The sequence below is a fragment of the Pseudomonas endophytica genome (assembly GCF_001411475.1).
GTDB lineage: Bacteria > Pseudomonadota > Gammaproteobacteria > Pseudomonadales > Pseudomonadaceae > Aquipseudomonas > Aquipseudomonas endophytica.
In genome coordinates this window covers 1-10,328 of record NZ_LLWH01000038.1, presented here as the reverse complement: position 1 = coordinate 10,328, position 10,328 = coordinate 1, and the positions used below count along the sequence as shown (strand labels likewise).

The 10,328-nt window shown below is 56.3% G+C and carries 9 protein-coding genes; 1 reads left to right on the top strand and 8 read right to left on the bottom strand.

Annotated features, from left to right (window positions below; all coding sequences use genetic code 11):
* Positions 1 to 139: 139 nt before the first annotated feature.
* The 8 genes from AQS70_RS04355 to rpmE form a co-directional block, all read right to left on the bottom strand.
* Positions 140 to 1,363: a lipase family protein gene (locus AQS70_RS04355; RefSeq protein ID WP_082428029.1), complete on the bottom strand. Its 1,224-nt coding sequence runs from the start codon at positions 1,361 to 1,363 to the stop codon at positions 140 to 142.
* Positions 1,318 to 2,013, bottom strand: coding sequence for a DUF4123 domain-containing protein (locus AQS70_RS04350; RefSeq protein ID WP_055101696.1), 696 nt, complete (start codon positions 2,011 to 2,013; stop codon positions 1,318 to 1,320). The genes AQS70_RS04355 and AQS70_RS04350 overlap by 46 nt, the downstream gene beginning before the upstream one ends.
* Positions 2,010 to 2,138: a hypothetical protein gene (locus AQS70_RS24170; RefSeq protein WP_277620575.1), complete on the bottom strand. Its 129-nt coding sequence runs from the start codon at positions 2,136 to 2,138 to the stop codon at positions 2,010 to 2,012. Before AQS70_RS24170 ends, AQS70_RS04350 begins: the two co-directional genes overlap by 4 nt.
* A gap of 22 nt (positions 2,139 to 2,160) precedes the next feature.
* Positions 2,161 to 3,357, bottom strand: a complete 1,197-nt coding sequence (gene tssI / locus AQS70_RS04345; protein WP_055101695.1) for a type VI secretion system tip protein TssI/VgrG — start codon at positions 3,355 to 3,357, stop codon at positions 2,161 to 2,163.
* A gap of 143 nt (positions 3,358 to 3,500) precedes the next feature.
* On the bottom strand, positions 3,501 to 5,324 hold the full coding sequence (locus AQS70_RS04340) for a lipase family protein (protein WP_055101694.1): 1,824 nt from the start codon (positions 5,322 to 5,324) through the stop codon (positions 3,501 to 3,503).
* Between the two features lie 175 nt (positions 5,325 to 5,499).
* A complete protein-coding gene (locus AQS70_RS04335; protein WP_055101693.1) occupies positions 5,500 to 6,768 on the bottom strand; it encodes a malic enzyme-like NAD(P)-binding protein in 1,269 nt (422 codons plus the stop codon).
* Between the two features lie 178 nt (positions 6,769 to 6,946).
* Positions 6,947 to 7,774, bottom strand: a complete 828-nt coding sequence (locus AQS70_RS04330; protein WP_055101692.1) for a thermonuclease family protein — start codon at positions 7,772 to 7,774, stop codon at positions 6,947 to 6,949.
* 5 nt (positions 7,775 to 7,779) lie between these two features.
* Positions 7,780 to 8,004: a 50S ribosomal protein L31 gene (gene rpmE / locus AQS70_RS04325; protein ID WP_055101691.1), complete on the bottom strand. Its 225-nt coding sequence runs from the start codon at positions 8,002 to 8,004 to the stop codon at positions 7,780 to 7,782.
* A gap of 224 nt (positions 8,005 to 8,228) precedes the next feature.
* Between rpmE and AQS70_RS04320 the strand changes: the two genes are divergently transcribed.
* A partial coding sequence (locus AQS70_RS04320; RefSeq protein WP_055101690.1) for a primosomal protein N' occupies positions 8,229 to 10,328 on the top strand: 2,100 nt, incomplete at its 3' end.

Genomic DNA, 10,328 nt, shown 5'->3' with positions numbered 1-10,328 from the left:
AACTGGGTAACAGACCAGCACCGGGCAGCCCGCTGCCAGCAGAAGATGGCGCGCCAATCGATCTCTTCTGACCAAGAGAGCGCCGAGGAGTGAGCGGCAAGTTAGAAGCGGTGTTTTGCTTTGGCTTGCCGTTTGCCGCCTAAGACAAATCGAGAATGTCCCCTGTGTAGGGCGCGCCAACAACATGGATGCCCATTGAGGCATCCAACTCAGCCCTAGAAAGCCCCTTGGGTGCCATTGCCAGTTGCTCAACGCGGGTGTTGTCGCTGTAGCTCAGCCAGCGCTCAACACTCTCGGCCAGCCCTTCAGCGTCTGCCGCACAACTGCCATACACATCTTTGAGTTGTATCGTATGCAAGCTCAACGTTTGCAGCCGCTCACGGGTCATTCTTAGTTTTTGCACCTCAGTGAGCAGGGAAGCAATATCTCGTTGTGAAATACGTATGAACGGGTCAGACGTATGGCTAAATTGTCTGCGCTTTTCTTTCAACTGCGCCTCAACGCGCGCCAACATCTCATCCACCCACTCCACTTCTCGCCCGGTCACCCGTGGACGTTGGTTGGCCAGTGCTTCTTGCCAACGGCGAAGCGTGGCCCACGTGTGCGGTACATACCCGCCGGTCATAAAGTGATCACCCACGCCCATCACTTGTTCTATCAAACTGCCTCGGGCGGGCAGCCCTTCGTGTTGCGCAAGGGCGATGCTGCATGCGGCGTGTTGCGCCAACGTCTCACAGACGGGTGCCCACAAAATATGAGACATCTCCTTGCCACCAAAATCGACCGGCATAAAGTGCTGCAACTGCCCATGGTGAGCATACGGCTCACCGTCAACATTGTTCATGCTGATGACATAAGCCGCAAACCCGACCGGTACATGCCCAAAACGAATCCCGATACTGGGCATCGGCTTGCCCGGTTTAATCTTCATCCAAGGAGCGGGCACACTGGGCACGGGATCATTGTGGTTGACCATGCGGTGATGCACTAAAGATTCAGCGGCTTTGACAAAGGCTGCGTCACCTGCGCGTGGGGAGCCGTAGGTGTAGAGTAGGATTTCGTAAGTAAAACCAAGCCTGTTGCGTAACATTTGGGACAGAATTAGGGCGATCGCTCCGCCCAAGCTGTGGCCACAAATCAGAATTTTTTGGCCTGTATGGAATTTATCCAGGTATTTGGTCGCAAAGTCATCGGCTTTCTTTTCCGCTTCGTAAAACCCACGATGGACCGCGCCTATACCTTCCTCAAACGGTACTTGGAAGGCATCAAAATCTCTCAGGAAATCTGGCACTAGCTCACTGGTACCTCGAACTGCGATCAAGATAATTTTGTCGCTGTGGGTAGCAAAGGCTTGGGTATCCACTCCAGAACGTGCTGCTGTTGTGCGACTTTCAAGTAAGCCTGTTGATGCTGATCCAGTAGAAAACGCAACGCGTTAGTTTCGCGGATAGCGGTTAGTTGCGCGCTGGTAGAGGGCACACTCAGCCAAGTCGGGGCTTGTGGTAGCGGGTATTCACCCGGCATCGGATTGTCGGTGATGGCCCAGTGCTCGCCTTGCCAATAACACACGCTGATGGCCGCACCTAAATAGGCCGCAAGGCTGTCGATCGGTAGATACTGCAACGCTCGAGCCAGCACGCGGTTGTCCTGAAACCGATACAAAGCCCGGTTAGGGCTTGTGCCCACTAAGCATCTTGCCCGCCAATGCGCTAACCATGCGGGCAAGTCGCCCTGCGCGATACTGGCCAACCACCCCCAATTACGCTCAGGGGCATGCAGCAGTTCGGTTAGGTGCTCACTGTCGGCGCTGTCGAGTTCAATCAAAAATGGACCGGCAGCAGCCAGTTCGGCCACCGGGGTTTGGCTATACACGCTGGAATAACGGTTGTAGGCGCGTTCTCTCAACAACGCTGTGCGGGCTTCGATTTCGTTTTGTGCGTCCAGCACTAGGCATACATTACGGCCCTCGCCGCGCTGCGCAGCAAGCCATTGATCCGGCATGACCTGGCTCATAGCGAAGCGCCTTCGGGCAGACACACACCGTTTTGACAGGCTTCGCACACCGGGCAAAAGTCAGCGCCCAGCGCTTGCGCAGCGGCCATCAAGGCGTGTTGGGTTGGGGCGATTTGCGTGGGCAAGGCTTCAGGCTCCCGCAGGCGCTCAGACTCTCCCGGTAACAGCGGCACCGCTGGCAGCCCCGGTATCGGCACACCTCCGGGTAAGATCGGGCAACTCGCGTAGATGCCCGCCGCCCCTATCAACAGATGCTGCCCGCCTGCCATCAGGGTGAGGTTGCCCCCCGCATCCATCACCACACTTGCTCCACCCTTGAGGTGCACGTGCGCTCCAGCTTCGACGACCATCGCCACCCCGACGCAGGTGTGGCTGCTTGCCTTGGTGATGAACCTCGGTCAACAGCCAACCGATGTTGAACTCCACATTTGGATGCTCAATCACCGTCACAACATGGCCGCTGCCCAGACGCGGTTGATCACTGCGACCACTGGCTTGGCGTTGACCTGTTTGGAAATGCTCTAGCGCACGCTGACTTTGTTGTTGGCCTTGGGCTATTTCTGTGAAGCGACCAGGGTAGGTGTAGTTCTCGAGCACATGCTCGTCTAGGTCAGATCGGCTGTGTGCCTCGAGCGTATGACTGGCCTGATGAAAGTCGTAATCGCGATGCACTGTGCAGTTAGTGCGCGTATCAAGACGCAGCTCGAGGTGACTGATCGACGGGGCTTCAGCCACCATCCCTTCATTTAGCACGTAAGCAGTAGGTTGTTTAAGCAAGGTAAACGCTGGCTGTTTATCACCGAAAACTAAGTGATGGCCGTCAGGCGAATGCCTAAAGTGGTAGTGAAAACCTTCCTCAAAACACAGACGCTGAATAAAGCGCAAGTCTGACTCGCCGTACTGCACGCAATATTCTCGCGGGGTATAAGACGAGAACGATTCAAAGGTGTAGGCGTTGCCAAGAATGCCGTGCTCTTCGAGTAGTGCTTCGATGATCTGTTGCACGGTCAAACGTTGAAAAATGCGGTGATTGGTGCGATAGGCCAAGTAGGCCAGTCGCGGCTCAAGCCTCAAGCGATAGCGAGCCAGTTGCCGACCAAAGCTACTAAGAACAATGCTGGAAATATGCCCGTGGACCCCATGGCCCAACGCATCAAATGCCAAATAAGCAGGCTGATGCAGCATCGCCTCAAGGTCTAAATCAAAGCGGGGGCTGACCAGCTCAAGATCGAAGATATACGGCGCGCTGATGGCCTCTTTGCCGGTGAAGGCAAGCACTCGCAGTTCATGCTCAGCGCCGATGATAGTCAGGTTAAAGCATGGCTGACGGCCAACAGTAGACATCCGTGACTCCTCATACGCAGAGGGCACGCTCACGCACAGAGCCCCTCCCGAGCTAAGGGGTGGACATTAGCGGACAGTTTTAGAAGGGGATGTAGGATGCGTCTCTAACACCATAAGGAATTGGGCATTTGATACAACGCTGTTCAAGAGCGCTCTAGGGAGAAACGCTTATCTCCAGATAGGGGCGCCAGCCATCGCTCTAGGTTTTGCTTTAGTAATGCAGGGCTTTGTGCACAATTACCATAAACGTCACTTAGGCTTGGCACCTTAAATCGCATGTCGTACAAACGCTGGCGGGTTGTGTGGAGTCGACTCAGCTCGCGCATCAGTAGATTAATCATGCGCTCTTGAATCTGTGGGTCCGCATCAGATTGGCTCACCACCGCCTGATAGTGGCTGCGTAGTTGCTGGGCAATGTGCTCAAACGCCAGATCAATCACCTTCACTTCATGCTCTGCAACCCATGCTTGCTGGGCCTCAAGCGCTACTTGGGCTTGGTGCAAGGCCACCCAACAACTCGGGACATAGCTGTCCACGCCAAACGACTGCTCCAGCTTGACTAACGGCCCGACCAAGCCGTCGCACTCAGGATTCGCTTGCACAGCGTTAAAAATCGCGCGACTCACGGCATGCTGAGTCACGATATCGCTCGTTGGCGACCACAGTAGGCACGGGATGTCTGCTTGCCCCAAATCCATCGGCATGAAGTGGCACAAGGTTCCGTGATGCTGATACAGCTCCTGCGTCAATACACTGAGGCCCGCCACAAAAACACTCAGCTCGGGCGGCACGTGATTAAAACCAAGTGCTGCACACGCACGATAGTTCGACAGCCGGGTGTTCATCCAACTGCCGGGCATGCTGGGCAGCGGGTCGTGATGGTTCACCACCCGGAAATGCACCAGCGACTCAGCCGCTTTAACAAAGGCCGCATCGCCCGCACGTGGGGCGCCGTAGGTATAAAGCTGCACGTCGATGGCCAGCGGCCGATGGCGCAGCATCTGGCCCAGAATCAAGGCAATTGCACCACTCACACCGTGCCCGCACATCAGTACTTTTTGAGGCGCTAGGCCTTTATCTAGGTAAGCGCTTAGCTGTGCATAAAGCTGTTTGGCAGCAAGGTAAAAACCCCGATGAACGCGGCCTTGCCCTTCTTCAAAAAGCACAGCTTGACTATCAATGCTATTCAGGAAGTCGGCCGCAGGACGCGGCTCACGAATGGCGATTAGCAAAACATCTTGGTTTTGCGCCATAAATGCCTGATTGGGCGCACCGGGTAAGACCTGAAAACGTTTTGAGTAAGCGACATCTTCATACAACGGACGGTAAACAGGCTCACGCAGTGTATTAGTGTCCCCGCTAGAAGACTCAACAGCGCAACCACTTTGCGTTGCCAGTAATGCCATTTGGTACAGGTTGAGGACACCGTGTTGGGCCAGGCTCGAAAGCATAAGGCTCAAGGCCCGCAGAGGTCGGATCTCCAGAACGGTGTTACGACCAGCGGTCAAGCACATACCAAAATGAGCGTGGGCATACATCCGCTGCTGCATCTGAAAATCAAGTGGGTCATGGCACTCGACTACAGGCGGCAAGTGCGAAACATGCTCGACCAAGTGCCTGACTTCAACCTGGTAGTAGTCAGTTTGCACGTCGTACTGCGCAGGATTGTTACGCGTCCTGGCCCCCTGCTGGTTTACGTATCGTGTCTGCTCGGCCCTGACTTGCAACTCCGTGATCTGAAGAGGGCTCTGCAAGCGGGTAAAGCGTAGCACCCCATATTTGCCCGGTAGCGCGTTAAGCGAGCCTTGCCCATTAGCATCCAAGTAGCCATGGTGTTCGCCCCCTAGCTCATCGACAACCTCGTAAGCCAACCCCGCATAAGGTTCGCCATCCCCCTGCTCATCGACCAGTTGAAAATAGGTTGGCAGTTGAACGATCGAGGAGATAGGCATATCGAAGGGCGTCATGGGCGCTGTCTAAATGAAACAACAGACGCTAACGGATAGTTACATTGATTTATGTAGGAATATTCCTATAAACGCACATGAAGAGGATTTGAGACGAGAGGTTCTATGCACACGGCCCAATGCAAAAAGCCCCGACTCTTTCGAGCCAGGGCTTTAGGTTTGACGCTACGCAGGCTTAGCCGTTGAAGACGTCATCCACGCTTTTCAGCGGGTAGTGTTTCGGGTACGGCAGGGTCGCAACACCCGTCTCGATAGCGGCTTTAGCCACAGCATCGGAGATCAAGGTGATCAGGCGCGCGTCCATTGGTTTCGGGATGATGTACTCACGACCGAACTCCAGCTTGATGCCGCCGTAGGCGTCACACACTTCTTGCGGCACTGGCAGTTTGGCCAGTTCACGCAGTGCGTTGGCCGCTGCGATTTTCATTTCTTCGTTGATGCGCTTGGCACGAACGTCCAAAGCACCACGGAAGATGAACGGGAAGCCCAATACGTTGTTGACCTGGTTCGGATAGTCCGAACGGCCAGTGGCCATGATCACGTCATCGCGGGTAGCGTGAGCCAGTTCTGGGGAGATTTCCGGATCAGGGTTGGAGCACGCAAACACAATCGGGTTGGCAGCCATGGACTTCAGGCCTTCAGCGCTCAGCAGGTTCGGGCCAGACAGACCAACGAACACATCGGCACCTTCCAGCGCATCAGCCAAGGTGCGCTTGTCAGTTGCGTGGGCGAATACCGCTTTGTACTGGTTCAGGTCATCGCGCTCGGAGTGGATCACGCCGGTGCGGTCGATCATGTAGATGTTTTCGATCTTCGCGCCCATGCTCACCAGCAGCTTCATGCAGGAGATGGCAGCAGCGCCTGCGCCCAAGCATACGATCTTGGCTTCTTCCAGGGTTTTACCCGCGATTTCCAAGGCGTTGATCATGCCGGCTGCGGTCACGATTGCAGTACCGTGCTGGTCATCGTGGAAAACCGGGATGTCGCACTGTTCGATCAGAGCACGCTCAATTTCAAAGCACTCAGGCGCCTTGATGTCTTCTAGGTTGATACCGCCGAAGGTGATAGAGATGCGTTTCACGGTGTCGATGAAAGCTTGTGGGCTTTCGGCGTCAACTTCGATATCGAACACATCCACACCAGCAAAGCGCTTGAACAATACGCCCTTGCCTTCCATCACTGGCTTGGAAGCCAATGGGCCGAGGTTACCCAAGCCCAGAATTGCTGTGCCATCAGAAATAACGGCGACCAGGTTGCCCTTACCGGTGTATTTGTAGGCCAGCTCAGGGTCGCGAGCGATTTCGCGGACTGGTTCAGCTACACCCGGGCTGTAAGCCAGCGCTAGATCGCGGGCAGTAGCAGTAGGCTTGGTGAGCTCGACACTCAGTTTCCCTGGGCGGGGCTGGGCATGATATTCGAGAGCGGCGGTTTTCAAATCAGACATAGGGGCATTCCGCTTTTTTTCTATTGGACGACGAGCCGCCGAGCATACGCGTGTCGTAAAGTCCCGACAAGACTGACCAGTCAGCAGTGTCAAGGGCTTTACCTTACGACTTTGGGCCAAGACCCGCGCCCTACAAGGCCTGAGTGTCCACAATATTAAGCTAAAATTGTCTACAATTTTAATTCTGAGCGACGTTAATCATCCCCGGATGACTCAGTGACAACATCCAACGCGCTTGGTCCTTTTTCAACCCTGAGCGCTGAGCGCGATCCAACACCCAACCACGTACCTCTATGCGCTTACCGAGCCAATGAGCGAAGGCGTTTTGATCGAAGTTGTGCAGTTGATCGGGGGCAATACGCACCACCGCGCCACCCTCAAGATCTATCCAGAGCCCACCGCGGTTACGCTGCACCTTCGTGACCTTGGCACTCACCACCGCAAAGCCTGATCGGCTGATCTGCTGCGGGGACACTACCGGCGATAGCCGCCACACCCCCATGCTTGCCGCCCGCGCACGATGCTCAGCAGCTTGCTGACAATCGAGCAGCTCAACATTAGGCGCCAGCGCCACTTGAAACCCCAAGCCATCGGCCAGTAACTGTGCTTCGAAATTGCTGCCATTGGCGCCGAAAACATGGGCTAGGGTGCGCCCATAACGATCTTGCGGCTGCTGCCCCAATAGCAATCCGACACGCCCATTACTTTGCGTCACCAGTGCCTGCAAGCGTTTGCGCGCTGCATCGGCAAACGGCTCATCAGGGCGGCCTTTTTTACCGGTTTCCGGGGCATTAAGACCGATCAAGCGCACACTGCGCCCATCTTTAAGCCTCAACGAATCGCCATCAGCCACACGCTCCACCTGCGCGTAAGTCAACGCACGGGGAGCTGCGCACAGCACTTGGGCCTGAGCGGCTGAGAGCCAAATCGCGGGCACAAAAAAGGCGCCCACGAGGGACGCCTTTTTCATTAACCCGGTCAGACCCAAAAGCCTGCCCAAGGTCATGTGCCTTACTCGGCGACTTTTTTAGCGCCGAAAGCGCCAAAACGAGTCTTGAAGCGATCAACACGACCGCCAACGTCCAGAGTTTTTTGCTTACCGGTGTAGAACGGGTGGCACTCGTTGCATACGTCTGTAGCCAGTGCTTTGCACAGGTTCGAGCGAGTTTCGAACTTGTTGCCGCAGCTGCAAGTTACTTCGATGACTTCGTACGCTGGATGGATATCGGCTTTCATGGGGTATTCCTCAGGCTAGCGTGCCGCCACTCAACACCATTGTTGAATACCGCACGTAAATTTAGGGCGGGAATGATACCAGACCTTTATAGAGACGCAAGCACCGGGGGTCGGGTCCTTCATCATGCTTATAAGGACGTTTTCACCTGTGTCAGACCTGTTTCTAGGCGCGTTGTCTGCTAGGCTCCCGACCTTATTGACCGTCCACCACTTGAGAGCCCCGCGTGCCCGACGCCATTTTGCGCCTTGCCCTGCCTTCTCCTCTGCGTCGCCTGTTTGATTACCGGGCGCCTGCGGGCGTGCAGCGCAGCCAGTTACAGCCTGGCATGCGCTTACGGGTGCCGTTTGGGCGACGCGAAATGATCGGCATATTGGTCGAAGTGGCGGATCATAGCGAAGTCCCGGCGGACAAACTAAAACCCGCCATCGCTTTGCTCGACACCACGGCGCCCCTGCCCGCCTCGCTGTTTAAGTTATGCCTGTGGACTTCACAGTATTACCAACACAGCTTGGGCGACACACTGAGCTGGGCGTTGCCGGTGCTGCTGCGTCAGGGCGAACTGGCCGAGACTCGCCAAGAGCGTTTTTGGCAAATAACCCCCGGCGCTCGACTTGATGACCCGCGAGTCGCCCGCGCGCCGCGCCAGCGTGAAGCGTTGACCACCCTTGCCCAACACCCGCACGGTGTGGCCCATCAGTTGCTGAGCAAGTTAAAACTAAACAAAGACAGCCTCGACCTGCTGCTGGCCAAAGAGCTGGTGACGGTCGAAATTCGTCGCCATGCGCCGCCCCCACGCCATGAACACTGGCTGGCCCAGCCTGAGTTGCCACTTAATGATGAGCAACGCGCCGCCTGCGAAGCCATTCGAGCCGGATTTGACAGCTTCCATGCCTTCTTATTGGCTGGCGTCACGGGCAGCGGCAAGACCGAAGTGTATTTGCAACTGATCCGCGCCACCCTCGAAGCGGGCAAACAAGCTTTAGTGCTGATCCCTGAGATCAATTTAGGGCCGCAAACCTTGGCTCGCTTCGAGCAACGCTTCAATGCCCGGATTGCGCTGGTGCATTCGGCGGTCAATGATCGCGAACGGCTTGAGAGCTGGCTCGCGGCTCGCGATGGCGAAGCCGACATTATTATTGGCACCCGCTCCGCCTTGTTCACCCCGATGAAAAACCCGGGGCTGATCATCATTGATGAAGAACACGACGGCTCTTATAAACAGCAGGAAGGTTTGCGCTATCACGCCCGCGACTTGGCATTGGTGCGTGCGCGGCAAGAAAACATACCGATAGTCCTCGGCTCCGCCACGCCTTCGCTCGAAAGCCTGCATAACGCCTACACCGGTCGCTATGGCTTGCTACGTTTGAATGAGCGCGCTGGCGGGGCCAAACAGCCGCGTTTCCTGCGTCTCGATGTAAAAAGTCGACCGCTGGACAGCGGTATATCCGGGCCGATGCAACAAGCCATTGGCCAAACGCTGGCGGCGGGCCAACAAGTATTAGTGTTTCTCAACCGCCGCGGGTTTGCGCCTACGCTGCTGTGCCATGACTGCGGCTGGATGTCGGAGTGCAAACGGTGCGATGCGCGCATGACCGTTCATCAGCGATCCGGCGAGTTACGTTGCCATCATTGTGGCCATGTCGAGCGCGTACCGCGCAATTGCCCGCAATGCGGCAAAGTCGACCTGCGGCCGGTGGGCGCTGGCACAGAGCGGGCCGAGGAGCGGTTGGGGATTCTGTTCCCAGACTACCCGGTGCTGCGCGTCGACCGCGATAGTACTTCACGCAAAGATGCCATGAGCCAACTGTTTGCCACGATTCAAAAAGGTCAGCCGTGCATTTTGGTCGGCACGCAAATGCTTGCCAAAGGGCATCACTTCCCACGGGTGACGCTGGTGGCGATTCTAGATGCTGATGGCGGGCTGTTCTCAGGTGACTTCCGCGCTAGCGAGCGCATGGCGCAGCTGATTGTTCAAGTCGCAGGCCGCGCGGGCCGGGCTGAAGAGCCGGGCCGAGTGATTATCCAGACGCACTTGGCCGACCATCCGCTGCTGATTCAGCTGACCGAGCAGGGTTACTTTGCCTTCGCCGAACAAGCCTTGAGCGAACGCCGAGCGGCGGGTTTACCGCCCTTTACGCATTTGGCGCTATTGCGCGCTGAAGCGCATAAACCGGGGCAAGCGGAAGGCTTTTTGGATCAAGCCTACAGCGAGGCAGAGCGGGTGCTGGCTGACATGAACCTGAGTGGCATCGAGCTACTAGGGCCTGTACCGGCGCCCATGGAGCGACGTGCCGGACGCTTTCGCGCTCAACTTTTGCTGCAA

What these genes read in the sequence shown, in the direction of transcription:
- AQS70_RS04330 (WP_055101692.1), bottom strand. Translation starts at nt 7,774, where the DNA reads ATGACCTTGGGCAGGCTTTTGGGTCTGACCGGGTTAATGAAAAAGGCG.
- AQS70_RS04335 (WP_055101693.1), bottom strand. Translation starts at nt 6,768, where the DNA reads ATGTCTGATTTGAAAACCGCCGCTCTCGAATATCATGCCCAGCCCCGC.
- AQS70_RS04340 (WP_055101694.1), bottom strand. Translation starts at nt 5,324, where the DNA reads ATGACGCCCTTCGATATGCCTATCTCCTCGATCGTTCAACTGCCAACC.
- tssI (WP_055101695.1), bottom strand. Translation starts at nt 3,357, where the DNA reads ATGTCTACTGTTGGCCGTCAGCCATGCTTTAACCTGACTATCATCGGC.
- AQS70_RS04350 (WP_055101696.1), bottom strand. Translation starts at nt 2,013, where the DNA reads ATGAGCCAGGTCATGCCGGATCAATGGCTTGCTGCGCAGCGCGGCGAG.
- rpmE (WP_055101691.1), bottom strand. Translation starts at nt 8,004, where the DNA reads ATGAAAGCCGATATCCATCCAGCGTACGAAGTCATCGAAGTAACTTGC.